Origin of the sequence: Enterobacter sp. BIDMC 26 (assembly GCF_000534435.1) — a bacterium.
GTDB classification, from domain to species: Bacteria; Pseudomonadota; Gammaproteobacteria; order Enterobacterales; family Enterobacteriaceae; genus Enterobacter; species Enterobacter ludwigii.
On sequence record NZ_KI973182.1, the window covers coordinates 1718274 to 1742389 of the forward strand.

The 24116-nt window shown below is 53.6% G+C and carries 26 protein-coding genes, 1 pseudogene and 1 other annotated feature; of the genes and pseudogenes, 19 read left to right on the top strand and 8 right to left on the bottom strand.

What is annotated here, in order from left to right:
- Window positions 1-7: 7 nt before the first annotated feature.
- From rluB to rnm, 3 genes are all read right to left on the bottom strand, one after another.
- Window positions 8-883, bottom strand: coding sequence for a 23S rRNA pseudouridine(2605) synthase RluB (gene rluB / locus L462_RS15185; RefSeq protein ID WP_008502809.1), 876 nt, complete (start codon window positions 881-883; stop codon window positions 8-10).
- Window positions 884-979: 96 nt separating this feature from the next.
- A complete protein-coding gene (locus tag L462_RS15180; protein ID WP_003856793.1) occupies window positions 980-1600 on the bottom strand; it encodes an L-threonylcarbamoyladenylate synthase in 621 nt (206 codons plus the stop codon).
- The gene (gene rnm / locus L462_RS15175) at window positions 1597-2490 is read right to left on the bottom strand and encodes an RNase RNM (RefSeq protein WP_020882434.1); all 894 of its coding nucleotides are present in this window, start codon (window positions 2488-2490) and stop codon (window positions 1597-1599) included. Before rnm ends, L462_RS15180 begins: the two co-directional genes overlap by 4 nt.
- A 127-nt stretch (window positions 2491-2617) precedes the next feature.
- On the opposite strand from rnm, the gene trpL reads away from it, so the two are divergent.
- From trpL to trpA, 6 genes are all read left to right on the top strand, one after another.
- The gene (gene trpL / locus L462_RS25740) at window positions 2618-2662 is read left to right on the top strand and encodes a trp operon leader peptide (RefSeq protein WP_106993556.1); all 45 of its coding nucleotides are present in this window, start codon (window positions 2618-2620) and stop codon (window positions 2660-2662) included.
- Window positions 2639-2733: a sequence feature (Trp leader region), on the top strand. Its footprint overlaps the gene before it by 24 nt.
- A 25-nt stretch (window positions 2734-2758) precedes the next feature.
- On the top strand, window positions 2759-4321 hold the full coding sequence (locus L462_RS15170; protein ID WP_032678293.1) for an anthranilate synthase component 1: 1563 nt from the start codon (window positions 2759-2761) through the stop codon (window positions 4319-4321).
- Window positions 4321-5916 carry a bifunctional anthranilate synthase glutamate amidotransferase component TrpG/anthranilate phosphoribosyltransferase TrpD gene (gene trpD / locus L462_RS15165; protein ID WP_014170382.1) on the top strand — a complete coding sequence of 532 codons (1596 nt, stop codon included), beginning with the start codon at window positions 4321-4323 and terminating at the stop codon, window positions 5914-5916. The genes L462_RS15170 and trpD overlap by 1 nt, the downstream gene beginning before the upstream one ends.
- Window positions 5917-5919: 3 nt before the next feature.
- The gene (gene trpCF, locus L462_RS15160) at window positions 5920-7278 is read left to right on the top strand and encodes a bifunctional indole-3-glycerol-phosphate synthase TrpC/phosphoribosylanthranilate isomerase TrpF (RefSeq protein WP_014170383.1); all 1359 of its coding nucleotides are present in this window, start codon (window positions 5920-5922) and stop codon (window positions 7276-7278) included.
- A 10-nt stretch (window positions 7279-7288) separates the two neighbouring features.
- Window positions 7289-8482, top strand: a complete 1194-nt coding sequence (trpB, locus tag L462_RS15155) for a tryptophan synthase subunit beta (RefSeq protein ID WP_020882431.1) — start codon at window positions 7289-7291, stop codon at window positions 8480-8482.
- Entirely contained in the window at window positions 8482-9291 is an 810-nt protein-coding gene (gene trpA / locus L462_RS15150; RefSeq protein ID WP_032678294.1) for a tryptophan synthase subunit alpha, read from the top strand. The genes trpB and trpA overlap by 1 nt, the downstream gene beginning before the upstream one ends.
- A gap of 43 nt (window positions 9292-9334) precedes the next feature.
- Here the strand turns inward: trpA and L462_RS15145 are convergent, their stop codons facing one another.
- Together L462_RS15145 and L462_RS15140 are read right to left on the bottom strand one after the other, a co-directional pair.
- Window positions 9335-10363 (bottom strand): zinc-binding dehydrogenase, encoded by a 1029-nt coding sequence (locus tag L462_RS15145; protein WP_155964422.1) that lies wholly within the window; start codon window positions 10361-10363, stop codon window positions 9335-9337.
- Window positions 10364-10388: 25 nt separating this feature from the next.
- Complete coding sequence (locus L462_RS15140) at window positions 10389-11165, bottom strand: SDR family NAD(P)-dependent oxidoreductase (protein WP_014170387.1); 777 nt, start codon at window positions 11163-11165, stop codon at window positions 10389-10391.
- Between the two features lie 176 nt (window positions 11166-11341).
- On the opposite strand from L462_RS15140, the gene L462_RS15135 reads away from it, so the two are divergent.
- The 8 genes from L462_RS15135 (at window position 11342) to L462_RS15100 (ending at window position 16891) form a co-directional block, all read left to right on the top strand.
- Window positions 11342-12256: a LysR substrate-binding domain-containing protein gene (locus L462_RS15135; protein WP_014170388.1), complete on the top strand. Its 915-nt coding sequence runs from the start codon at window positions 11342-11344 to the stop codon at window positions 12254-12256.
- Window positions 12257-12472: 216 nt separating this feature from the next.
- Window positions 12473-12754, top strand: coding sequence for a hypothetical protein (locus tag L462_RS15130; protein WP_032678296.1), 282 nt, complete (start codon window positions 12473-12475; stop codon window positions 12752-12754).
- Between the two features lie 38 nt (window positions 12755-12792).
- Window positions 12793-13137 (top strand): carboxymuconolactone decarboxylase family protein, encoded by a 345-nt coding sequence (locus L462_RS15125; protein WP_014170390.1) that lies wholly within the window; start codon window positions 12793-12795, stop codon window positions 13135-13137.
- Window positions 13138-13180: 43 nt separating this feature from the next.
- A complete protein-coding gene (locus L462_RS15120) occupies window positions 13181-13864 on the top strand; it encodes a cupin domain-containing protein (RefSeq protein WP_078774421.1) in 684 nt (227 codons plus the stop codon).
- A complete protein-coding gene (locus L462_RS15115; RefSeq protein ID WP_032678297.1) occupies window positions 13861-14964 on the top strand; it encodes a flavin monoamine oxidase family protein in 1104 nt (367 codons plus the stop codon). Before L462_RS15120 ends, L462_RS15115 begins: the two co-directional genes overlap by 4 nt.
- A gap of 173 nt (window positions 14965-15137) precedes the next feature.
- Complete coding sequence (locus L462_RS15110) at window positions 15138-15494, top strand: cyclophilin-like fold protein (protein ID WP_032678298.1); 357 nt, start codon at window positions 15138-15140, stop codon at window positions 15492-15494.
- Window positions 15495-15602: 108 nt separating this feature from the next.
- Window positions 15603-16100, top strand: coding sequence for a (R)-mandelonitrile lyase (locus tag L462_RS15105; RefSeq protein WP_240485692.1), 498 nt, complete (start codon window positions 15603-15605; stop codon window positions 16098-16100).
- Entirely contained in the window at window positions 16100-16891 is a 792-nt protein-coding gene (locus L462_RS15100; RefSeq protein WP_082209476.1) for a carboxymuconolactone decarboxylase family protein, read from the top strand. The genes L462_RS15105 and L462_RS15100 overlap by 1 nt, the downstream gene beginning before the upstream one ends.
- A gap of 75 nt (window positions 16892-16966) precedes the next feature.
- On the opposite strand, the gene L462_RS15095 is transcribed toward L462_RS15100, so the two are convergent.
- On the bottom strand, window positions 16967-17866 hold the full coding sequence (locus L462_RS15095) for a LysR family transcriptional regulator (protein WP_014170396.1): 900 nt from the start codon (window positions 17864-17866) through the stop codon (window positions 16967-16969).
- A 264-nt stretch (window positions 17867-18130) separates the two neighbouring features.
- On the opposite strand from L462_RS15095, the gene L462_RS15090 reads away from it, so the two are divergent.
- The 4 genes and pseudogenes from L462_RS15090 (at window position 18131) to L462_RS25505 (ending at window position 21479) form a co-directional block, all read left to right on the top strand.
- Window positions 18131-18895 (top strand): SDR family NAD(P)-dependent oxidoreductase, encoded by a 765-nt coding sequence (locus tag L462_RS15090; protein ID WP_032678301.1) that lies wholly within the window; start codon window positions 18131-18133, stop codon window positions 18893-18895.
- 143 nt (window positions 18896-19038) lie between these two features.
- Window positions 19039-19908: an aldo/keto reductase gene (locus L462_RS15085; RefSeq protein WP_014170398.1), complete on the top strand. Its 870-nt coding sequence runs from the start codon at window positions 19039-19041 to the stop codon at window positions 19906-19908.
- Between the two features lie 314 nt (window positions 19909-20222).
- Window positions 20223-20643, top strand: a pseudogene (locus L462_RS25500) (hypothetical protein).
- Window positions 20644-20750: 107 nt separating this feature from the next.
- The gene (locus L462_RS25505; protein ID WP_323133848.1) at window positions 20751-21479 is read left to right on the top strand and encodes a mechanosensitive ion channel family protein; all 729 of its coding nucleotides are present in this window, start codon (window positions 20751-20753) and stop codon (window positions 21477-21479) included.
- 166 nt (window positions 21480-21645) lie between these two features.
- On the opposite strand, the gene cspA is transcribed toward L462_RS25505, so the two are convergent.
- Window positions 21646-21858 carry a transcription antiterminator/RNA stability regulator CspE gene (cspA, locus tag L462_RS15075; protein ID WP_014170400.1) on the bottom strand — a complete coding sequence of 71 codons (213 nt, stop codon included), beginning with the start codon at window positions 21856-21858 and terminating at the stop codon, window positions 21646-21648.
- A 589-nt stretch (window positions 21859-22447) separates the two neighbouring features.
- On the opposite strand from cspA, the gene L462_RS15070 reads away from it, so the two are divergent.
- Entirely contained in the window at window positions 22448-23053 is a 606-nt protein-coding gene (locus L462_RS15070; protein WP_032679692.1) for a hypothetical protein, read from the top strand.
- A gap of 317 nt (window positions 23054-23370) precedes the next feature.
- Here L462_RS15070 and L462_RS15065 read toward each other — a convergent pair whose 3' ends face one another.
- The gene (locus L462_RS15065; RefSeq protein WP_025203966.1) at window positions 23371-23904 is read right to left on the bottom strand and encodes a hypothetical protein; all 534 of its coding nucleotides are present in this window, start codon (window positions 23902-23904) and stop codon (window positions 23371-23373) included.
- Between the last annotated feature and the right edge of the window lie 212 nt (window positions 23905-24116).

Consider the following 24116-nt stretch of genomic DNA (forward strand, 5'->3'; position numbering starts at 1 on the left):
TTTTATGTTAACCGTTGTTGTTACGGCTGCCAGAGCGGCGGTTGCTGCTCACCTGGCTATGGCGTTTCACCGCACGACGGATCTGATTCGCCTTCATACGACGACGATCTTTTTCCACCGCCACTTTAGAGGTGGTTTCTGGCGTCAGGCCAACCAGTTCACGCAGGTAGTTAGTCTGTGTCAGATCCAGCTCGGTATAACCACCCCGTGGCAGACCTTTTGGCAGCAGGATGTCGCCATAACGGACACGGATCAGACGGCTCACCTGCACACCTACCGCTTCCCAAAGACGACGCACTTCGCGGTTACGGCCTTCAGTCAGGGTAACGTTGTACCACTGGTTAATGCCTTCGCCACCGGTAAATTTGATGGTTTTAAATGCCGCAGGACCGTCTTCCAGCTGAACGCCGCGTGACAGATCGCGCAGTTTATTCTCATCAACCTGGCCGAAGACACGCACGGCGTATTCGCGTTCCACTTCACGGCTAGGGTGCATCAGACGGTTTGCCAGTTCACCATCAGTGGTAAACAGCAGCAGGCCGCAGGTATTCACGTCCAGACGCCCCACGGCAATCCAGCGAGCGCCGCGCAGTTTAGGCAGACGGTCAAACACCGTCGGGCGACCTTCAGGGTCGTTGCGCGTACACAGCTCGCCTTCTGGCTTGTAATACGCCAGCACGCGGCAAATCTGCTCAGCGGACTCTTTCACGGAAATAAGATGACCGTCGATGCGGATCTTCAATCCCGGTACGATTTCTACGCGGTCACCCAGCGTGGCGATTTTACCGTCCACACTCACGCGACCCGCTTCAATAATGGCTTCGATTTCACGGCGTGAACCGTGGCCGGCACGCGCCAGCACTTTCTGTAACTTCTCGCTCATTGAGCTTCCTCAGGTGTCGCCTTCACAGGCGTCGAATCAGGTCAAAAGAGGGCTCAGCCCTGCTTTGATGGCCGCGTAGTATATCTGCTTACACCCTTACAAGAAAGGCTTAACATCACCCACGCCTTCACGAATTACTTCTGGCGCATCTTCGGTTAAGTCAACAACGGTGGTTGGCTGCTGACCAAGGTAGCCACCATGAATAATTAACTCGACCACCTTTTCCAGACGGTCTTTAATCTCTTCGGGATCGGATTCGGTGAACTCGCTGCCTGGCAACATTAAAGAGGTCGAAAGCATCGGCTCGCCGAGGGTTTCCAGCAGCGCCTGCGCAATCGGGTTGGACGGTACGCGCATCCCGATGGTTTTACGCTTTTCCTGTAACAGTCGGCGCGGCACTTCCTTGGTCCCTTTAAGAATAAAGGTGTAGTTGCCCGGCGTGTTATTTTTGATCAGACGAAACGCCACGTTATCGACATACGCGTAGGTCGACAGTTCAGAAAGATCGCGGCACATCAGGGTAAAGTTATGGCCGTCCGGCAGCTGACGAATGCGGCAAATGCGCTCCATCGCCCCTTTGTCTTCAATTTTACAGCCCAGCGCGTAGCCAGAATCGGTCGGGTAGACAATCACGCCGCCTTTGCGAACGATCTCCACGGCCTGATTAATTAAGCGTGGCTGCGGGTTATCCGGATGAATATAGAAAAACTGACTCATACTTCCCTCTCTTCAATTTTCTGCGGCTGTTCCCAGAGCTGCCAGACAGGCTCAACGCCTGCGGGCAACCAGAGCTTGCGTCCCAGCTCGATCCACGCACAGGGCTGATGGAAATCCGACCCTTGCGAACCCAGCAGACCGAACTGACGCGCGTAGGTTGCGAGCTGCGCACGCTCATTGGGCGCCTGCTGACACTGGGCGACTTCCATCGCCTCACCGCCACATTCGGCAAAGTGTGCCAGCAGTCTTTTCAGCCACTTAGCAGAAAGATTATACCGCCCCGGATGGGCGAGCACGGCCTTACCGCCAGAATGATGAATGACATCAATAGCTTGTTTTATTGTACACCACTGTGGCGGAACGTAACCGGTTTTCCCGCGTGCCAGATATTTTTTAAACACGTCCGCCATCGTCGTGGCTTTGCCCGCCTCAACCAGAAAACGGGCAAAATGGCCGCGCGTCACCGCCCCACCGTTTGCCAGTTTCTGTGCACCTTCCAGCGCTCCGGGAATATGCGCTTTTTCCAGTCGCTCACCAATCATTTCGGCGCGTTCGTTGCGGCGCGATTTTTGTTCTTGCAAAAACGCACGCATTGCCGGATGTTCAATATCGATATTGAGGCCAACAATGTGAATTTCGTGATTTTCCCAGACTGTCGAAATTTCGACGCCGGGCACCAGATTCAGCGCCAGTCCGCTGCGGGCAATTTCGGCGCGCGCCGCGGGAATAGCATCTGTCGTATCGTGATCGGTTATCGCCAGCGTGCCGACACGCATTTCAACGGCGCGATGAACCAGGGCTTCGGGTGTCAGCAGGCCATCAGAGGCCTGAGTATGGCTGTGTAAATCATAAATTACGGCGTAGGTGGTATCGCTCAAAGCACTTCCCATAGCAGGTTAAAGACATCCGAAACCCCTATGATAACGGCTTGGCGCGAAATTCTGAAATCAAGGGTTGACAACTCGCCATCGAACTAGTTAACTAGTACGCAAGTTCACACGAGAAAGGTATCTGAAAATGACAGCACATTTCACTCTGCACGGTTGGTGGCGCACATCCTGATTATCGGGCAGTGTCACACGTCTGCAAAATGCAAACAGATACCCAGCCCGCGACTAAGCGGGCTTTTTTTTGAACAGAATAAATGAGAACAACATAATGCAAACAGCCAAACCACACCTCGAATTGCTGACCTGCGAGGCGGTCTATCGCCACAACCCAACCGCGCTGTTTCATCAGGTCTGCGGTGCGCGTCCGGCAACGTTGCTGCTGGAATCCGCGGATATTGACAGTAAAGACGATCTTAAAAGCCTGCTGCTGGTCGACAGCGCCTTGCGCATTACCGCGCTGGGTGACACTGTCACGATTAAGGCGCTCTCTGAGAACGGTGCCGCGCTGCTGCCACTGCTGGACGCCTCCCTGCCAGCGGGCATCGAGAATGAACGTCACCCGGAAGTGCGGATACTGCATTTCCCGCCGGTCAGCCAACTGCTGGACGAAGATGCACGCCTCTGTTCTTTGTCAGTCTTCGATGCCTTCCGCCTGCTGCAAAACCTGGTCTCGGTACCAGAAGATGAACGCGAAGCGATGTTCTTTGGCGGGCTGTTTGCTTACGATCTGGTCGCCGGTTTCGAAGACCTGCCGGAAACCGAACAGGGCAACCGCTGCCCTGACTACTGCTTCTACCTGGCCGAGACCCTGCTGGTGATCGACCATCAGAAAAAATACACCCGTATTCAGGCGAGTCTGTTCACGCCATCCGTGACCGAGAAAACACGTCTTGAGCAGCGCATTGCTCAGCTGCAACAGCAAATGACCGAAGCGCCACCCGCTCTGCCGGTTCAGCATGTAGAGAAGATGACCTGTGAGGTTAACCAGACCGACGATCAGTACGGTGCCGTGGTGCGTCAGATGCAAAAGGCGATTCGCGCCGGGGAAATTTTCCAGGTCGTCCCGTCCCGTCGTTTCTCACTGCCCTGCCCCTCGCCGCTGGCGGCCTATGACGTGCTCAAAAAGAGCAACCCAAGCCCGTATATGTTCTTTATGCAGGACAACGAGTTCACCCTGTTTGGTGCGTCACCGGAAAGCTCCCTGAAATACGACGCCACCAGCCGCCAGATCGAGATCTACCCGATTGCCGGTACACGTCCGCGCGGGCGTCGCGCCGATGGATCTCTGGATCGCGATCTCGACAGCCGTATCGAACTGGAAATGCGCACCGACCACAAAGAGCTCTCCGAGCACCTGATGCTGGTTGACCTGGCGCGTAACGATCTGGCCCGTATTTGTACTCCCGGCAGCCGCTATGTGGCTGACTTAACGAAAGTCGACCGTTACTCCTTCGTGATGCACCTGGTCTCCCGCGTGGTGGGTGAACTGCGCAATGACCTCGACGTGCTGCACGCCTATCGCGCCTGCATGAATATGGGCACCCTGAGCGGTGCGCCGAAAGTCCGTGCGATGCAGCTTATCGCCGCCGCCGAAGGGCGTCGTCGGGGCAGCTATGGCGGTGCGGTGGGTTATTTCACCGCGCACGGTGACCTTGATACCTGCATCGTTATCCGCTCTGCCTATGTTGAAGACGGCATCGCCACCGTCCAGGCGGGCGCCGGGGTGGTTCTTGATTCTGTTCCGCAGTCTGAAGCTGACGAAACGCGCAATAAAGCTCGCGCGGTATTGCGCGCCATCGCTACCGCACACCATGCACAGGAGATTTTCTGATGGCTGACATTCTGCTGCTCGATAATATCGACTCCTTTACCTATAACCTGGCAGATCAGCTGCGTGCGAATGGTCACAACGTCGTTATCTATCGTAACCACGTGCCGGCGCAAACCCTGATTGAGCGTCTGGCAACCATGCAAAACCCGGTGCTGATGCTCTCTCCTGGCCCCGGCGCCCCCAGTGAAGCGGGCTGTATGCCTGAACTTCTGACCCGTATGCGCGGCAAGTTGCCTATTATCGGCATCTGCCTGGGGCATCAGGCGATTGTTGAAGCCTATGGCGGATACGTCGGCCAGGCGGGTGAAATCCTGCACGGTAAAGCCTCCAGCATTGAACATGACGGTCAGGCGATGTTTGCCGGGCTGCCGAATCCGCTGCCGGTGGCGCGCTACCACTCGCTGGTCGGCAGCAACATCCCGGCAGGCCTGACCATTAACGCCTCGTTCGAAGGCATGGTGATGGCCGTACGTCACGATACCGATCGTGTCTGTGGGATGCAGTTCCATCCGGAGTCAATCCTCACCTCTCACGGCGCGCGTCTGCTGGAACAGACCCTGGACTGGGCGCTGCAGAAACTGGAACAGACCAACACCCTGCAACCTGTTCTGGAAAAATTGTATCAGGCACAGACCCTGAGCCAGCAGGAGAGCCACCAGCTCTTCTCCGCCGTGGTTCGCGGTGAACTGAAGCCTGAACAACTGGCGGCCGCGCTGGTGAGCATGAAAGTTCGCGGTGAAAGCCCGCAGGAAATTGCCGGTGCGGCAACGGCGCTGCTGGAAAATGCCGCCCCGTTCCCGCGCCCGGACTACATGTTTGCGGATATCGTCGGTACCGGTGGTGACGGCAGCAACAGCATCAATATCTCCACCGCCAGCGCCTTCGTGGCGGCTGCCTGTGGTTTGAAAGTGGCGAAGCACGGTAACCGCAGCGTCTCCAGCCGGTCGGGATCGTCGGACCTGCTGGCCGCATTCGGCATCAATCTCGAGATGAACGCCGAACGTTCGCGTGAAGCCCTGGACGACCTGGGCGTCTGCTTCCTGTTTGCGCCGAAATATCACACCGGTTTCCGCCATGCGATGCCGGTTCGCCAGCAGCTTAAAACCCGCACGCTGTTTAACGTGCTCGGCCCGCTGATCAACCCGGCCCATCCACCGCTGGCGCTGATTGGCGTCTACAGCCCGGAGCTGGTTCTGCCGATTGCAGAGACCCTGCGCGTGCTGGGTTATCAACGTGCCGCGGTGGTTCACAGTGGGGGAATGGATGAAGTGTCGCTGCATGCGCCAACGCTGGTGGCCGAACTTCGCGACGGTGAAATCCTGAGCTATCAGCTGGAGGCGAGCGACTTTGGTTTAACGCCTTACCATCAGGAAGCGCTGGCGGGCGGCACGCCTGAAGAAAACCGTGACATTCTGACGCGCTTATTACAAGGTAAAGGAGAGGTCGCCCACGAGGCCGCCGTCGCTGCCAACGTCGCGATGCTGATGCGTTTGCACGGCGAGGAAGATCTCAAAGCCAACGCACAAAAAGTTCTGAACGTACTGCGCTCAGGTGCAGCTTACGATCGCGTTACCGCACTTGCGGCAAGAGGGTAAAGAATGCAGACCGTTTTAGCGAAAATCGTTGCCGATAAGGCCATCTGGGTGGAAGCACGTAAAGCACAGCAGCCGCTGGCCAGCTTCCAGAATGACGTTGTCCCAAGCAGCCGTCGTTTCTATGATGCTCTGCAGGGCGCACGCACCGCGTTTATTCTTGAGTGCAAAAAAGCGTCCCCGTCGAAAGGCGTTATCCGTGACGATTTCGATCCGGCGCGAATTGCCGGTATCTACAAACATCATGCGTCAGCCATCTCCGTGCTGACGGATGAGAAGTATTTCCAGGGCAGCTTCGATTTCCTGCCCGTTGTCAGCGGGATCGCGCCACAACCGATCCTGTGCAAAGACTTTATTATCGACCCGTATCAGATCTGGCTGGCTCGCTTTTACCAGGCCGATGCCTGCCTGCTGATGCTCTCAGTGCTGGATGACGAACAGTATCGCCAGCTCGCTGCAGTCGCGCACAGTCTGAACATGGGCGTGCTGACCGAAGTGAGCAACGAAGAGGAGCTGGAACGCGCCATTGCGCTGAAAGCCAAAGTGGTCGGCATCAACAACCGCGATCTGCGTGATCTGTCGATTGACCTGAACCGCACGCGCCAGCTGGCGCCGCGTCTGGGCTCTGGCGTCACCGTGATCAGTGAATCCGGTATTAACAGCTACGCACAGGTCCGCGAGCTGAGCCATTTCGCCAACGGTTTCCTGATTGGTTCTGCAATGATGGAACATGACGATCTCAATGCCGCGGTGCGCCGCGTACTGTTGGGTGAAAACAAAGTGTGCGGCTTGACCCGTGAAGAGGATGCCCTGGCCGCGTATGAAGCCGGTGCGATTTACGGCGGGCTGATTTTTGTCGCCTCCTCCCCTCGCGTGGTGACCGAAGCGCAGGCGCGTCAGGTGATGACGGCAGCGCCACTCAGCTATGTGGGGGTCTTTCGCAACGCGGATATCGCCGACGTGGTAGCAAAAGCCGAAGCGTTATCTCTGCATGCGGTGCAGCTTCATGGCAACGAAGATCAGGCCTATATCGATGCCCTGCGCAGCGCACTGGCACCTCAGGTGCAAATCTGGAAAGCGCAGAGCGTGGGCGACAGGTTGCCTGAGCGTAACCTGAATCATGTTGATAAATACGTACTCGATAATGGCCAGGGCGGCACGGGACAGCGTTTTGACTGGTCCCTGTTGCACGGCGAAGTGCTGGACAATGTTTTGCTGGCGGGTGGACTTAGCCCGGATAACTGCGTGGAAGCCGCCAAAGCGGGCTGCGCGGGCCTCGATTTCAATTCAGGCGTAGAGTCGCAACCGGGCATCAAAGATGCCAGTAAGCTGGCCTCGGTATTTAAAACTCTGCGTGCATATTAAGGAAGAGAAGATGACGACATTACTAAACCCCTATTTTGGTGAGTTCGGCGGGATGTACGTCCCGCAAATCCTGATGCCCGCCCTGCGCCAGCTGGAAGAAGCGTTCGTGAGCGCGCAGAAAGATCCGGCGTTTCAGGCTGAGTTTACCGACCTGCTGAAAAACTACGCTGGCCGTCCAACGGCCCTGACGAAATGCCGTAACCTGACCGAAGGCACCAAAACCACGCTGTATCTTAAGCGTGAAGATTTGCTGCACGGCGGTGCGCATAAAACCAACCAGGTGTTGGGTCAGGCACTGCTTGCAAAACGGATGGGTAAAACCGAAATCATCGCTGAAACTGGCGCAGGCCAGCACGGGGTGGCATCAGCCCTTGCCAGCGCCCTTCTCGGTCTGAAATGCCGCATTTACATGGGCGCAAAAGACGTTGAGCGCCAGTCACCTAACGTATTCCGTATGCGTCTGATGGGCGCAGAAGTGATCCCGGTGCACAGCGGCTCCGCGACGCTGAAGGATGCGTGTAACGAAGCGCTGCGCGACTGGTCTGGCAGCTATGAAACCGCGCACTATATGCTCGGCACCGCTGCAGGCCCGCACCCGTTCCCGACGATTGTGCGTGAATTCCAGCGCATGATTGGCGAAGAGACCAAAGCGCAGATCCTGGAAAAAGAGGGTCGCCTGCCGGATGCAGTGATCGCCTGCGTTGGCGGTGGCTCTAACGCTATCGGCATGTTCGCTGATTTCATCGACGAAACCAGCGTCGGGCTGATTGGCGTTGAACCTGCAGGCCACGGAATTGAAACCGGCGAGCACGGCGCACCGTTGAAACATGGTCGCGTTGGGATCTACTTCGGTATGAAAGCACCGATGATGCAGACCGATGACGGCCAGATTGAAGAGTCATACTCTATCTCGGCAGGCCTGGATTTCCCTTCCGTTGGGCCTCAGCATGCCTTCCTGAACAGTACCGGTCGTGCGGACTACGTTTCCATTACCGATGACGAAGCCCTGGAGGCGTTTAAAACGCTCTGTCGCCACGAAGGGATCATTCCTGCCCTGGAGTCCTCTCACGCCCTGGCGCATGCGCTGAAAATGATGAAAGAGAACCCGGAAAAAGAGCAACTGCTGGTGGTTAACCTTTCCGGTCGCGGTGATAAAGACATCTTCACCGTTCACGATATTTTGAAAGCACGAGGGGAAATCTGATGGAACGCTACGATAACGCATTTGCAGCACTGAAATCTCGCCAGGAAGGCGCGTTCGTTCCCTTCGTGACGCTGGGTGATCCGGGTCCTGAGCAGTCGCTGAAAATTATCGACGCCCTGATTGAAGCAGGTGCCGATGCGCTGGAACTGGGTATTCCGTTTTCCGATCCTCTGGCCGATGGCCCGACTATCCAGAACGCAACGCTGCGGGCATTCGCGGCCGGTGTCACCCCGGGACAATGTTTTGAGATGCTGGCCGCTATCCGCCAGAAGCACCCGACCATTCCGATTGGCCTGTTGATGTATGCCAACCTGGTCTTCAGTCGCGGTATTGATACCTTTTATGCAGAATGCGCGCGTGTGGGCGTTGACTCGGTGCTGGTGGCAGACGTACCGGTTGAAGAATCTGCGCCGTTCCGCCAGGCGGCGATGCGCCATAACGTGGCACCTATCTTCATCTGCCCGCCAAACGCCGATGATGAACTGCTGCGCCAGATTGCCTCTTATGGTCGCGGGTATACCTACCTGCTCTCCCGTGCGGGTGTAACCGGCGCGGAGAACAAAGCGGCGCTGCCTCTGAATCATCTGGTCGAGAAGCTGGCTGAATACCACGCGGCCCCTCCGCTGCAGGGCTTTGGGATTTCATCTCCCGATCAGGTCACGGCGGCAATTGACGCTAACGCAGCCGGTGCAATCTCAGGCTCCGCTATCGTTAAAATCATTGAGAAGAACGTGGACAAGCCAGAGCAAATGCTGGCTGAGCTGAAAACGTTTGTGAGCGCAATGAAAGCGGCAACGCGTAAAGCGTAACCTCTCCACCGTCTGGCTCCCCGCCAGACGGTGTTTCTGCCGATTAGTTATCTGGGTTCATCGTAAGCACTATCCGGTAGCGCGCCTTTCCCTGCCGTAACCTGTCGAGCGCCTCATTTGCCTGTTCAAAGGGCATCAGCTCTGTAACTGGCAGCGTCTGAAAGAGGTGGCTGAAACGCAGTGCGCGTTCGGTTTGCGACGGGGTGCTGACAAATGAACCAGTCAGGGTGCGTTCCGCGCCAATCATCATACCCGGCATGACCTGCAACGGTGTGCGTCCGGCACCCAACAGGATCGCTTTTCCTCTGGGGGCCAGGGCTGGCAATAACGCTGAAACCGCGTCTTCATCCGGGGCAGTGGCCACAATAATCTCGACGCCACCTTCCGCTCTCAGCCGTTCCGCCGCGTTTTCCGTCTGCGCATCGATATAGTGATGGGCGCCCAACTGTAAAGCGTCATGCGCCTTTTCACTTCCGCGCGCAATCACGATAACCTCAAACCCCATCCTACGGGCGTACTGAATCGCCATATGGCCTAAGCCACCAATACCGAGAATAGCCACCCTGTCTCCCGCGCTGGCACCGGATTGACGCAACGCGTTAAAGGTTGCCGTACCGGCGCACAAGATCGGGGCCGCGTGAACGGAAGTGAGCGCTGAAGGAATGGCAATCAGCGCGGTATGACGGATAACAACATACTCGGCGTAACCTCCGTCACAGCTCAGCCCCGGCGTTAGCTGATTTTCACACAGGTGAAAAAGCCCGTTACGGCAAGGCGGGCAATGCTGGCAATATCCCCCAAGACGCCCGACGCCCACGCGCTGACCGGTGTGCCAGATCCCGGGAACTGCATCTCCTTTCCGGGTAATGTGGCCCACAATTTCATGGCCCGGAATGCGCCCGGGCTGCCCCGCTTCCGGTACCTTCTCCGCATCCTGAAGATCGGCACCACAAACGCCGCATACCTCAATTTTAATCAGTACGTCCTCGGGTCCTGGCTCGGGCAACGGTCTGACGACCATTTCAAGCACGCCCGGCGAGGAAATCTGCATAGCACGAAAAGTTTTATTCACGGTATCACCTGTTATGAGCGGTGTATTATGCGTTACGGCCAGCCATGACGCCGCCGTCAATGTCCCAGATTGCGCCGGTGACCCAGCCTGTCTTGTCAGAAAGCAGGAAGGCTACCGTTTCAGCCACATCGCCCGGTGTACCCACGCGGCCAATCGGATGGAAGCTGTCGAAGCTGTTCATCACCTCTTTTACATCGTCTTTCGGGATGAAGCCTTCATAAATTGGCGTGTGAACAACGGCCGGAGACACGGCATTGACGCGAATGCCTTTCCCGCCCAGCTCAATAGCCAGGTTTTTGGTCCACGCATGCAGGCCGGCTTTCGCCATGGAATATGCGGAAGACGGCGTGGCCCCGATGGCCTGCTGTGCCCACATAGAGCCGATATTGACGATGGAGCCTTTAATACCGGCATCAACCATATTTCGCACCACATCACGGGTGATGAAGAAGGTCGCGCGGTTGATGCTCATGTACATGTCGTAATCTGACGCTTCATGTTCAGTAAACGGTTTCGGGAAGAACACGCCAGCGGCATTGACCAGCAGGCTGATGTCTTTGTGTTCAGCATTGAGGGTATTCATCACGTGCTGCATACCCTCTTCTTTCATCAGGTCAGCCACGATGATGGATACCGGTCCGTCGACCGCCAGCGCCTGACGAGCCTGCTCCGCTTTGTCCTTGCGGTTCCCCACCAGCACCACGCTGCCACCGTTTTTCAGAACCCGCTTCGCCGTTTCGAAGCCCATACCGCTTGTACCACCGACCACTAACAGCTTTTTACCGGCAAAAGATGCGTTCATCGCTAACCTCTTTTAAAACATTTGGTTGTCATTGATGAAAAGCCTCGCTCCTCATCGTGTGCATCCAGAATGCCACCCTGCATCAGGGTTGACGACTGAGAAGAAATTGCGACACAGGAAAGAAAATCTTCTTCGCTCAGGTATACTGAAAGAAAGAATAAATCGGAGTACCTGCAATGCGTTCCCTGAACAGACTTAAATGGCTACATGCTTTTGAAGCGACCGCCCGTCACGGCAGCTTTACCGGTGCAGCGCAAGAGCTTGGCGTGACGCCTGCCGCAGTGGGCCAGCTTGTTCGTTCGCTCGAAGACTGGGTTGGCCACCCGCTGCTTCGCCGTACGCGGTCGGGTAAGGAGCGCCTGACGCTGGTGGATGAGGCTCAGGATGCGCTGCAGGACATTACGCAGGGCCTGGACAAGCTGGAAAGCGGGTTAAACAAACTGCGCGGGCGTCGCGCACGTTCTGTCGTGGTCGTCACCGCCTCTCAGGTATTGATGATGAACTGGCTGATGGAGCGTCTTAACCGGTTCTCAGAAACACATGACACAATCGATCTGCGGCTTAACGTCACGGAAAAGCTGATGGACGTATCGCACGGCGAGGCGGATATCGGCATTCGCTGCGGACAGGGAGACTGGCCCGGCGTGAATAAAACCTGGCTGATGGATGAAGAGGCGGTGCTGGTCTGTAGCCCCCGCCTGGTGCCTCCGGAGAAAATTGCCTGTGGTGACTGGCTCGCCACGCAGAAGCTGATCCACGATGACACGCCGCACCCGGGCGCGAATTTTCCCTCCTGGGACGACGTTCTCCGTACCGTCAATGCCCCTGGCGCGCTGGAAAGCAGGCTGCATATTAACTCCACCTCCGCCGTGATTCTCTCGGCCCTGAGCGGCCGGGGGGTGGCGATTGTGCGTCACGCGCTGGTGAAACAGCTGATTGAAACCGGGCAACTGGTTCAATTGCACCCAGACCATCGCTGGCCGTTAACATGGTCTTACTACCTGGTGACCCCGCAGCACACCGCCATGCGTGAAGAAGTAAAAATATTTCACGACTGGCTTCTTCATGACGTGGTCTCTGACAATCCATAACCCCCCCTTTTTTAAGCATCATGCGGCAAGGGTCATCGCGTACCGGCATGATGCTTCTCTCATCAGACGCCCGACATAGTTTTTCTTTTCTGCAACGCAAGATTAACTGATTTGTTGAAGATAACCGGCTTTCTCATAATCGCCCTCAACGAACGGTAAAGCAGACCGGTACCTTATCCGGCCGCCTTGCCTTAACCCTGAGCGAAGGAGAGAACGATGGCTTATCTGCAAATCAGCCTTGATATCAGTAATGAAAACCGTGCGGCAGCCGCCGGGGTCTACCAGCAATACAAAACCCCGTTCCTGACCACCATCGACGGTGCCATCTCTAAAGAACTGCTTGTTCGTGACGAGGACGTACAGGTCCTGCACGGATTTAAAACCGTGTCCCAGGCACAGGCCTATCTCAGCAGTCCGCTTTTCACCCAGGACGTCGTTGAAGCACTGAAACCGTATCTGAACAGCGCGCCTGAAATCCGCATTTACGACGTCCTGTAACGGGCATTTTCTGAAACCTACACGTACCGGAGCTATGAATGTTTTTAAACTGGAATGAATATCGCACCAGCCTGCTGGCCACCGTCGGGAAATTTGCCAGACTGCAGCCTGAATTTATGAAAGGCTTACAGCAGATGGATAAAGGGGCTTCTGAAAATCAGCACCTTGATCCCAAGACCCACGAACTGATTGCGCTGGCTGTTGCCGTTACCACTCGCTGTGATGGTTGCCTGGCGGTACATGTGGAAGCTGCGGTTAAGAAAGGCGCAACGCGTGAAGAGATAGCTGAAGCGCTTTCCGTTGCCATCAGTCTGAACGCCGGTGCTGCGTTAACCTACACCGCCCGGGCTCTGGATGTTTTTGACAACCTGCCAACAAAATAAACCTGCATACGGCACCGCCTGCGGTGCCGTTTAATGACTGACTATGATGTTACTGAATTCTGATTTTTCACAGCGAGCCATCATTACTCCTGATGACTACCGCTGGGTGCCGTCCCCGCAACCTGGTGTGGAGCGCGTCATGCTTGATCGCATTGGCCGCGAGCAGGCCCGCGCAACCAGCCTTGTCAGGTATGCCCCTGATTCTGTGTTTCCTGAGCACACCCACCCCGGCGGAGAAGAGATTCTGGTGCTGAGCGGCACCTTTACGGAAAACGGAACCGATTATCCGGCTGGCTGGTATCTACGCAGCCCGGACGGCTCGTCGCATCGACCGTCCAGTCGTGACGGCACCACCCTTTTCGTTAAGTTGCGCCAGTTCGCCGCCGAAGAACTGGAACCGGTCAGGATCAATACCAACGAGGCGAGTCGCTGGCACGGCCAGCCGCACAGACTCATTTGTCCCCTGTTCGCAAGCGTAGCGGAAACCACCCAGCTTCAGAGGATCGCACCGGGTGAACGACTCTTCTGCGCCCCGCTCGCCGGAGGAGCCGAGCTCCTGCTTCTCGAAGGGGAAATCAGCGCACCGGAAGGTCGTTACCCGAAAGGAAGCTGGCTCAGATTTCCTGAAGGCGATTTGCCGGCGCTGACGGCCGCCGCCTCTGGGGCACTTTTTTATCTTAAAACGGGACATCTCAGCCCGACCACACTGACCGGAGCGATACCATGAAAGGCAGCGTTATTATCATTGGTGCGGGTGTCAGCGGCCTGTATGCAGGCACACTGCTTGAAAAAGCGGGAGTGGATTACGTGATACTGGAAGCGAGGAAAAGAACCGGCGGTCGCGTACTTTCAGGTCAGGTGTTAGCAAACACGCCTGATGGGGTTCATGTGGACATGGGTGCGACCTGGTTCTGGCCGGAAATTCAGCCAGACTTCGCACACCTGGTTCATCAACTTGGATTAACGCCTCTCCCTCAGGGGCGACCGGGGGATATGCTTTATGAACGCCAGACGACGTCCCCCGCGCAACGTTATCCTGCCTATGTGACATCACCGGAGTCGTTCAGGCTTCAGGGTGGAATGCAGACGCTGACGAGCGCATTAACACGCCAGATCCCGGCGCAGAAGATTAAGTCAGACCATCAGGTGGTTTCTATTTCCCGTCTCGGCGAGGGTGTGCAGGTCGCGACGCAGTCCGAAACGGGCGAAGGCTCACTTTTCTCCGGTGAACACGTTTTCCTCGCCCTGCCTCCCGCGCTGGCAGCAAAAATGACGTTCGAGCCGGCATTGCCGGAGCAGGTACTTTCACACTGGCGTAAAACGCCAACCTGGATGGCGCCTCACGCAAAATATGTCGCCCTGTACCATGCCGACTTTTTGCAGTCACAGCATTTCTCCGGCGACGTAAGCAGCCGTGTGGGTCCGATGGTTGAAATTCACGATGTGTCAGAGCCCGATACCGGCAAAACGGCTATCTTTGGTTTTATTGGCGTACCGGCAAAATCGCGATGGACGGTGAGCGAGGCCGAACTCAAGCGACTGTGCCGGGAGCAACTGGTGCGACTCTTCGGAGAAGACGCGGCAGAGCCTGAAGCCGAGTGGATAAAAGACTGGGCCGCCGATCCGTTTACGACGACAGAATTTGACCTGCAGCAGGACGTCGGGCACGCACAGCCTCAACAGATTCCGGCGCAGGAAGAATGGGCTGATAAATTAACCGGGATTGCCAGCGAATGGTCACCGCAATTTTCGGGTTATCTGGCCGGCGCAATTGACGCTGCTGCTGAAGGCGTTGGGCACTGGTTACGCCATGTTGCCAGACCCTGAGGCCTGTATCTGCCGATAACAAACATTTTGCTTCCCGGACCGGATTAATGAAATTTATTCATTTTTCTATTCTGATAACGCCTATTAACACGCGGTTTATTTCTGTTAAGAATAGTTGCCAATGACTGCAGACGAATGCCGGCTGGCGCAACGAACTCATACAGGAAAACCCGATGAAGATAAAAATTATACTCAACGACAAGACGCTGACCGCAACGTTGAATAGCAGCCAAACCAGTCGTGACTTTATCGCACTGTTGCCCCTTACGCTGCAGCTGAAAGATTATGCCGGGGAAGAGAAAATCAGCGATCTTCCTCGCCGCCTGTCCACGGCCGGCGCACCCGCGGGAACCGCGGCCGCTAAGGGTGATATCACGCTGTATGCCCCGTGGGGAAATCTGGCGATTTTCTATAAAGCACACGGATATGCGTCGGGATTAATTACGCTGGGGCAATTAGACGAACCGGATGCCTTGCCCGTATCACCTGCTGAATATACTGCCCGATTTGAGCTACTGACGGATAAGTAGCCGCCCGAATATGTATTTCCGGCACAGCCGGCAAATCTCATCACAACACATTTATTCCCTTCTCTTTTCCCGGTACCGGGTTTGCCGTTTCATTCACAACAGGAGAGTATGATGATCCGTTTCACCTCTGTAGCAGCATCACTATTGTTATTTGCAGGTATGTCCGCACACAGCGAAACCACCCCTTCAGCTCAAATGACCGTGTCTGAAACGGGCAGTCGCGCGACGATTGCCGAACCCGCTGACCACTTTACCGGACGTGCTTACATTGACCCCCTCTTCTCACCTGTCGCCCCGCAAAGAGCTGGCGCCGCGTATGTCACCTTCGTGCCCGGCGCACGTTCCGACTGGCATACCCATCCGCTTGGGCAAACACTGGTGGTCACGTCCGGGACGGGCTGGGTGCAGGAGTGGGGGCAGGAGCGAAAAACCGTGCACGCCGGGGATGTCATTCAATGCCCGCCAGGGGTTAAACACTGGCACGGCGCAACGGATAAAACCACGATGGTGCATATGGCCATTCAGGAATCGAATGAGCAGGGGCAAAACGTGAACTGGCTTGAAAAAGTCAGCGATGCGCAGTACCTGCAGGCGGGAGGGCATTAATGCTGAAAAGAACCGCCCTGCTTATCGTTTCACTCTTATTGATTAACGGATGTGTCTCCCAGACTACTCAAAACAGGAGTTCGACAATGAAACCGGAAGACTCACGGGACGCTGTAGCCCAGGTCGCGCCAGCAATGGCTGCCTATTCAGAACAGTTTATTGAAAAAGATCTCTGGAATCGCCCGGAACTGTCGCGACGCGATCGAAGCCTGGTGACGGTTGCAGCGCTGATCAGCCGCAATGATACGGCGGAACTTCCCCACTACCTCAACGTGGCGCTGGACAGCGGCGTAAAACCTGCGGAAATCTCAGAGACAATCACCCACCTGGCTTTTTACGCCGGCTGGCCAAACGCCACCTCTGCGGCGCTGATCGCGCGTCAGCTGTTTGCGCAACGCCATATCGATACCGCTTCCTTGCCAGGCGGAAAGGTGGATTTCCTGCCGCTGGATGAAGAGTCGGAAAACAAGCGTGCCACGCTGGTTGAATCAAACTTTGGCAAGGTCTCTCCGGGCGTAGTGAAATACACGACCGACGCGCTATTCCAGAACCTGTGGCTCAGGCCCGGACTGGCGCCACGGGACAGAAGTCTGATCACGGTCAGTGCGTTGGTCACTGCCGGCCAGGTGGCCCAGGTTCCTTACCATCTCAACCGCGCCATGGACAATGGTTTAACCCGGCCCCAGGCGTCCGAAGTCCTGACGCAACTGGCCTTTGTTGCGGGCTGGCCCAATGTTTTCTCGGCGATGCCGGTCTTTAAAGAGGTGTTTGCCGGCAGGGATAATGCCTGACATTTAGCCACGCAACTGTAAACGCCAGGCACCGGATGAGGGGCCTGGCTTTGCGTTGCTGACAAACGTCTCTCTTCAGGGATGTTTGTAATGGCGTAGCGCGTCGACCACCAGCTGGAATGCTTTCGATAGATTTCGGTTCTCGGGATAGTAAATATAATAGCCATCCCAGTAGGGACACCAGTCGTCGAGCACGCTAATAAGCTCCCCACGGGCGATATGCTTTTCTGCGATATCACGCGGAACATGCGCCAGGCCGTACCCTTCCACTGCAGCCTGAAGGCACTGATAGATCCGGCTAAAGACCAGCTGGCCAGTGACTTTCACGTTCAGGCTTTTACCCTCTTTTTCAAATTCCCAGACGTATAAATTGCCATGCGTCGGAAACCGCAGGTTGATGCAGTTGTAATCAATCAGATCGTTAGGGTGCTGCGGCTGAGGATTGCGGGAAAAATAATCAGGTGAGCCGACCACGGCAAAACGGACATCCGGGCCAATACGCACGGAAATCATGCCGTTGGAGATCTGTTCCCCCAGACGGGTTCCTGCATCAAACCGCCCGGAAACAATATCCGTCAAGGCATAGTCATCAATCAGCTCCAGACTAATGTCAGGATATTCTTTAAGCAGCGGTTCCAGCTTCGGCCAGATAACAGACCCGATAGCATAATCTGATGTTGATATACGCACCGTACCCGCGGGTTTGCTGTTGAGATCTTTCAGGGACTGCAAACGACCCTGAATACCATCGATGTAAGGCCCCAGGTCATCCAGCATGGACTGACCAATATCGGTTAACGCAATACTGCGCGTGGTGCGAGTCAGCAGTTTCATCCCCAGACGAGATTCGAGGGTACGCATAGTATGGCTCAGGGCTGACTGCGATACGCCTAATTGGGCCGCAGCTTTGGTGAAGCTTTTTTCGCGCGCAACGGCAATAAAAGCCATTAAGTCATTAAGATTTTCTCGTGCCAATCTGGGCCTCTGATATCCGGAAAATGGGTGGCTGATTCATCCCAATACACTGTCTCTTCAGACGAAAAGCGTTCTGGCGGTATGGCGTTCATTATAAATGACGGCCGCCTGCGCTGTACGAGAAGCAGTCTATCTAATTTATGAAAATTCCTCATTACTGCATTTTGATTTAGTCAGTTTTAACAACATCACATTTCCCGCAGAATACTTTTACACAACGTGAGACGTCTTCATTGCACGTGATTCCACGGTAAGAGGTATCAAATGGTTAAGTATGATTTTAGTGGCAAGGTGGCGCTGGTCACCGGCGCGGCTTCCGGTATGGGGCTCGCGACCGTCAGGGCATTTTGCGAATCTGGCGCAACGGTGGTGATGGCGGATATTCGCGAGGATGCGTTATCTCGCGAAGCGGATGCGCTACTGGCTGAAGGGTATACCGTGAAACCCGTCGTCTGCGACGTGACTGACGAAGAGCAGGTCAGACGCATGATTGAGAACGCAGTACAGACGTTTGGTCAGCTCGACGCCGCCTATAACAACGCCGGTATTCAGAGCCCCATTGCAGAAACCGCAGATGCCAGCGGCGAAGAGTTTGATCGCGTCAACGCGATTAACCTGCGGGGTATCTGGAACTGCATGAAATATGAGCTGCAACAAATGCGCCGTCAGAAAAGTGGCGCTATCGTTAACTGTTCGTCTCTGGGCGGGCTGGTCGGCATTGCCGGGCGCGGCGTTTATCATGCGACAAAGCATGGCGTCCTCGGGCTGACCAAAAGCGCAGCGCTGGAATATGCCGCGCGTGGAATACAGATCAACGCCGTTTGTCCCGGCATTATCCGCACGCCAATGGTCGAAAATATGCTGAACAGCGAGCCTGATGCGATGGCCGAGCTCATGAAGCTGCAGCCAATTGGTCGCCTGGGCGAGCCCGAAGAGATCGCGCGCGCCGTCTTATGGTTGTGCAGTTCCGATGCCAGCTTCGTCACCGGACAGGCTCTGGCAATTGATGGCGGTTATACGGTTCAGTAATCAGATGTCATTCTGGTTTATTCCCGACAGGGTGTAGACCAGTGTATTCAGCGAGTTGAAAGAATAAAGACGATTACCACGGGTTCGTCGTGGTTCTGTTTATACTTTTGAATGGTGTCTAAACAGGGTGGAGGAACTCTTCAGTGGAATATACAGTATTAAGCAACAACCTCAGAATGCCGATGGCGGGTTTTGGTGTTTTTCAGGTCACCGATAAAGAAGAATGTAAACAGTCAGTGCTGAGCGCCATTCGTACAGGCTATCGCCTCATTGATACCGCAGCAGTGTACGGCAATGAAGACGCCGTGGGCGATGCCGTTCGTGAAGCCATCGCTGAAGGTCTGTGTACCCGCGAGGAGTTATTTATTACCTCTAAGCTGTGGGTGCAGGACATGGCAAGCTACGAGACCGCCAAAGCCGGTATTGAGGCCTCGTTAAAAAAATCGGGATTAGACTATTTCGATCTCTACTTATTGCATCAGGCAATGCGTGATTATTTCAGCGCGTGGCGGGCTTTGGAAGATGCGTATGATGCCGGAAAGCTAAAAGCGATTGGCGTGTCTAATTTCTACGCCCACGTGCTCACCAACTTCTGTGAAACGGTCAGAATTAAGCCCATGGTAAATCAGGTGGAATTACACCCTTACTTTGCGCAATCTGACGCGCTCGAGACCATGAAATATTACAACGTTCAGCCAGAAGCCTGGGCACCACTTGGCGGCGGAAGGCACAAACCGTACGAAAATGAAATGCTCAAGGGGATTGCCGAAGCGCATCAAAAAACCATCGCTCAGATCATTCTGCGCTGGAATGTGCAACGTGGCGTTACCGTCATTCCTAAATCCACGCACCAGAACCGGATTGAAGAGAACCTGGCTATCTGGGACTTCTCCCTGAGCGATGCCGAAATGGCACAAATCAGTTCGCTCGACTTAGGCTATGTTGGCGATGCGGTTAAACACTTTAACCCTGAGTTTGTTCGCGGGTGTCTGGGTGTAAAAATCCACGACTAAGCGCGACGCGGCGTGCCACCCTCTTCCACTTCTGCAGAGAATGTAACACCCCTCTCCCTGCTTCGGTACCGAACAGGGAGAGGATATATGTTTTAGCGATCCAAATGCTGAAGGTGGACATCGTCTGCTTTTATTGCCTGGAACGGTTCTGGAAATAAAGTTACCGACCGAAACAAAATAGGTCTGTGCGACTTAGGATTCAGGTCGTGGACTTGTCTGTACCGGATATGCCATTATATGATTTGGTTAAATCTTTGTATTTATCTTTTGAATAAGGTTAATACAAAATGGCATACTTATTCAGGCGATAAGCGATGGTGTACTTGGATTATTTATTAACATTTATAGAAAGCAATCCGGCTCTGGCCATTGGATTTAATCTTATTCTGTTGGTCATCTCAGGTTTCTTTGCGCACCTGATGTGCAAATTCCTGCTCATAAAAATCGTTCGTAAGGTCTTCTTTGCCAGCCATAAACAGGATGTCCCGCTGGAAAAAGATCGTCGCATAGCCGAAAAGCTGTCGAATTTCATTCCGGTTATTATCGTTTATTACGTCCTGCAGTTTATGCCCAATATGCCTGCATCGCTGGTGACGGCAATAAATACCATTTGTGGGATTCTATTCTTTATTTTTCTGTCGGTTTTCTTCAATGAGATGCTGGATATTGTCAACAGCTCATATTTACGCAAGACGAAGCGTAAAAATCACTCTATCAAAGGCTATATCCAGATAGGGAAAATATTTATTCACGTCATCGCCGCGATCATGATCCTTGCCGTCATGTCGAATAAATCCCCCGCGATTATTATTTCCAGCCTCGGGGCCGTGGCGGCCGTGCTGATGTTAGTCTTTCAGCATACCCTGCTTTCGCTCGTTGCCAATATCCAGCTTTCGTCAAATGACGTCCTGCAGTTGGGGGACTGGATTGAAATGCCCGATAAAAACCTGAGTGGCGAAGTGACCGACATTGCGCTGCACACCATTACTATCCGTAACTGGGATAACACGATCTCGCGTATCCCGACCAAAAACTTTCTGACCGAAACGTATACCAACTGGCAGGCCATGTTTTCGTCAGGCGCGCGCCGGATTATGCGCAGCACCACGATCGATCAGCACTCCGTTACATTTCTCACGCAGGAAACGCTGGCCCCGATGCTGGCCCTGCGCGGCACGAATGAACCGCTGGCAAAACTCATCGACGGGCGTGATCCCCTGGGCGTACCGGACAGTTGGTTTATGGATAATGGCCTGACAAATTTAACGCTCTTTCGGCACTACCTGATGGCCTGGCTCGCCGATCGGCCTGATATTATCAAAGATATGTATATTGTGGTGAGAACGCTGAAGCCTACGCCGTCGGGTATTCCCCTGGAAATTTATTGCTTTACCTCTTCCGTACTGTGGATGGAGTATGAAAATACTCAGTCAGCGATATTTGAATACATCACCGCTGTCGCCGGTCAGTTCTCGCTCCGCTTATATCAGTATCCGGCAGGACATGATTTCTGGCGTTTATCACAGGAACACAGCCTTCGGGACCGCACCCCACCTCCGGGTGAAGGTTAAGCTTTTTTGAAAACAGGCCGGTAAAACGGAATAATAGACAGCCTATCATCATCCTGAAGCCATAAAAAAACCCGCACTCGGCGGGTTTTTTTATTATCGGTGAAGCTTAACTGCTCAGACTCGCGTCTTCATCGCTATCGTAAGGCTCACCGACAATGTGCGCGACTTACAGCGGAGAAACGTTACCCGCTGCTGGGCCTTTAGCGCCATTTTCAATGGTGAAGGACACTTTCTGGCCTTCATCAAGAGATTTGTAGCTGTCGCTCTGAATAGCAGAGAAATGTACGAATACATCTTTGCTGCCGTCGTCAGGAGTGATAAAGCCAAAACCTTTATCAGAGTTAAACCATTTTACTAAACCAGTCATTTTATTAGACATAGATAATTCCTTATTTTTTGAGCCACTAAGCGCGGCGATGATGGCCTGTATTTAGAGAGTAACTTATTTGGCACTTAGGAGGAGGCTCACGAAGAAGAGTATCTATTGATAACACCTGAACTGAGGACTGCTTTACTAAACTGCTTTAATAAGGTCTGTATTCCAAACCGATGACGCTATTTAGGCACAGAAAAATTTTTTAAGCAAAGTTTTTATTTTTTATTATAACCACTTAAACACCCGGACGGCTGAATGGCTATGAAAATTAAGGCGCTGGAACAGCGTATTCACGCCCTGTTTAGCTAAAGCATACCGCCCCTTTTGAGGGTGGATACCCGTCTGACGATGGGTCATCGTATGCGCGTGACTGCTCAACCAGAGGCTGAACTCGTGTGGCATGGGGTTACATCGCTCAGACGACTTTCCACCTGGATTTCTGATGCAAGGCTGAAGTCTGAGGTGGAAAGGTAATGCGCCCTCGCTAAGTAGCTCAAAATGCTTAAAATTCATGCCTATAGCGCACAAAGTGAAATAGATTTTCGTTCGAAGCCACTTATCATAGGTGTTTTGAATGAAAGTGGTGGTGTTAATGTCTGTGCTCAAAAGCTTTTTCTTCTTTCTTTTCGCGTCAGCAGCCTGCACTGTGCCCGTGCTTTGCCTGTGGGCGGATATCTATTTATTTAATCTGGATATACCGGAGATATCGCTGACCGAAATTGTGCAGGAATCAGTTTTAGGGGGCATCGTATTTATACACTTCCTGCTGGCGAAGAAATGGGCATTCATGCGCTATTGCAACATCCTGATTGGCGGCTTTTTCCTCTCCATGCTGATTCGAGAACTGGATGCATTTTTCGATCTTCTGGCTCACGGAAGCTGGGTATGGTTTGCACTGCTTTCCGCCGTTTGTGCTTTGCTTTATCCCGTTATCCATTATCGTCTTACCCTTACACAACTCGCACACTATACCCGTACCCCGTGGTACGGCGTGATGCTCAGTGGTCTGTTGGCAGTCCTGGTCTTCTCCCGACTGTTTGGAATGCACGGGTTATGGTACGCGATACTTGATCAAAGCTACGTCAGGGTAGTCAAAAATGTCGTGGAGGAAGGCAGCGAGTCATTCGGGTATATGCTCTGCCTTATAGCATCTGTAGGGTACTACTGCTCTTTCCGGTCGCTCCCCCGCCAGAAATGATTCTGGTATTTAGAGAGCACGATAAACACGCCAATCTTCCTGTGACGATGAGTTGAACACCACAGGGAGAGCGGACTTCTATTCTCAAAAGCAAACGTTGTAGCGCCCAATATAATACGTTACATCTCTCTTAACGCCATCCGCGTGCTCCGTGTTCAGGTAATGCCCTTATAAAGTGAAAAAGAATCAATAGTCGTTGAACAGATGAAGATAAAAAAACAACATCAAAAATCTCTTCTTCAGATTTTTAATGGTGAAGTCAATCTCCCTCGCAGCAAAAATTCACGTGATTATATGTGAATTCGCAGACTAACATCTTAACGCTCTATTAATTCGGCGAATCTCTCAAGAAATGCACTAAATGCAGCTTTCGGTAGCATCGGAACGACTTTAATTATAACCGATGGTGATATATCTCGCAGGGAAGGATAGTCTAATACCTTTTCCATACCCAGATCCCTCGCTTCAGTAGCGAGCATGATCCGATCAGCATGCTTAACTTCTGAGGCTTTACAGGAGGAAATATTAAATTTCACTCTGATCAATGACTCAATTTCTTTCTCAAGGTTTATATACTGCGGCATACATTTTTTTAAAGGAGAAGGGAAATCTTTTATGTAAGCCTCGGTGGCATCATGAAGAAGCCCTTCCAGAGCCAAATGCACTGGCGTTAAATAACTTACCAGAACGGAATGCTGAGCCACTGAATAGAAACTTTCGCATTGCCCACCAAAACGGCATTCATTTGACAAGCCCTTAGCGATATCAATTATATCTATATCATTTATACTGAGATTAAGAAAATCAATTTTCTTGCCGCTAAAAGTAACGATAGTGGTTGCTGAATGCATAAAACCGCCCCAAATAAAATAACTCTCAGACCATTTACCTGGAGTATAAAAAACGCTTTATCGAAAAAAAAGGACGCATGTCCTTTTTTCGAAAGGAGTTTTATTATAAGAGTTGATGACGATTTGAGAAAATGGTATAGATGCGCCAGAAATATCATCGCTGACAGGTTAACCTGGGGATGCCAGGCATATGACTTGAGATTATTTCATGC

Bases quoted from the DNA above. Each gene is read 5' to 3' on its own strand.
- L462_RS15130 (WP_032678296.1), top strand. From the start codon at position 12,473: ATGGCTTATCTGCAAATCAGCCTTGATATCAGTAATGAAAACCGTGCG.
- rluB (WP_008502809.1), bottom strand. From the start codon at position 883: ATGAGCGAGAAGTTACAGAAAGTGCTGGCGCGTGCCGGCCACGGTTCA.
- L462_RS15065 (WP_025203966.1), bottom strand. From the start codon at position 23,904: ATGCATTCAGCAACCACTATCGTTACTTTTAGCGGCAAGAAAATTGAT.
- trpA (WP_032678294.1), top strand. From the start codon at position 8,482: ATGGAACGCTACGATAACGCATTTGCAGCACTGAAATCTCGCCAGGAA.
- L462_RS15135 (WP_014170388.1), top strand. From the start codon at position 11,342: ATGCGTTCCCTGAACAGACTTAAATGGCTACATGCTTTTGAAGCGACC.
- L462_RS15115 (WP_032678297.1), top strand. From the start codon at position 13,861: ATGAAAGGCAGCGTTATTATCATTGGTGCGGGTGTCAGCGGCCTGTAT.
- L462_RS25505 (WP_323133848.1), top strand. From the start codon at position 20,751: ATGTTAGTCTTTCAGCATACCCTGCTTTCGCTCGTTGCCAATATCCAG.
- L462_RS15125 (WP_014170390.1), top strand. From the start codon at position 12,793: ATGTTTTTAAACTGGAATGAATATCGCACCAGCCTGCTGGCCACCGTC.
- trpB (WP_020882431.1), top strand. From the start codon at position 7,289: ATGACGACATTACTAAACCCCTATTTTGGTGAGTTCGGCGGGATGTAC.
- L462_RS15110 (WP_032678298.1), top strand. From the start codon at position 15,138: ATGAAGATAAAAATTATACTCAACGACAAGACGCTGACCGCAACGTTG.
- trpD (WP_014170382.1), top strand. From the start codon at position 4,321: ATGGCTGACATTCTGCTGCTCGATAATATCGACTCCTTTACCTATAAC.
- L462_RS15070 (WP_032679692.1), top strand. From the start codon at position 22,448: ATGTCTGTGCTCAAAAGCTTTTTCTTCTTTCTTTTCGCGTCAGCAGCC.
- cspA (WP_014170400.1), bottom strand. From the start codon at position 21,858: ATGTCTAATAAAATGACTGGTTTAGTAAAATGGTTTAACTCTGATAAA.
- L462_RS15180 (WP_003856793.1), bottom strand. From the start codon at position 1,600: ATGAGTCAGTTTTTCTATATTCATCCGGATAACCCGCAGCCACGCTTA.
- trpCF (WP_014170383.1), top strand. From the start codon at position 5,920: ATGCAGACCGTTTTAGCGAAAATCGTTGCCGATAAGGCCATCTGGGTG.
- rnm (WP_020882434.1), bottom strand. From the start codon at position 2,490: ATGGGAAGTGCTTTGAGCGATACCACCTACGCCGTAATTTATGATTTA.
- L462_RS15100 (WP_082209476.1), top strand. From the start codon at position 16,100: ATGCTGAAAAGAACCGCCCTGCTTATCGTTTCACTCTTATTGATTAAC.
- L462_RS15090 (WP_032678301.1), top strand. From the start codon at position 18,131: ATGGTTAAGTATGATTTTAGTGGCAAGGTGGCGCTGGTCACCGGCGCG.
- L462_RS15140 (WP_014170387.1), bottom strand. From the start codon at position 11,165: ATGAACGCATCTTTTGCCGGTAAAAAGCTGTTAGTGGTCGGTGGTACA.
- L462_RS15170 (WP_032678293.1), top strand. From the start codon at position 2,759: ATGCAAACAGCCAAACCACACCTCGAATTGCTGACCTGCGAGGCGGTC.
- L462_RS15120 (WP_078774421.1), top strand. From the start codon at position 13,181: ATGATGTTACTGAATTCTGATTTTTCACAGCGAGCCATCATTACTCCT.
- L462_RS15105 (WP_240485692.1), top strand. From the start codon at position 15,603: ATGATGATCCGTTTCACCTCTGTAGCAGCATCACTATTGTTATTTGCA.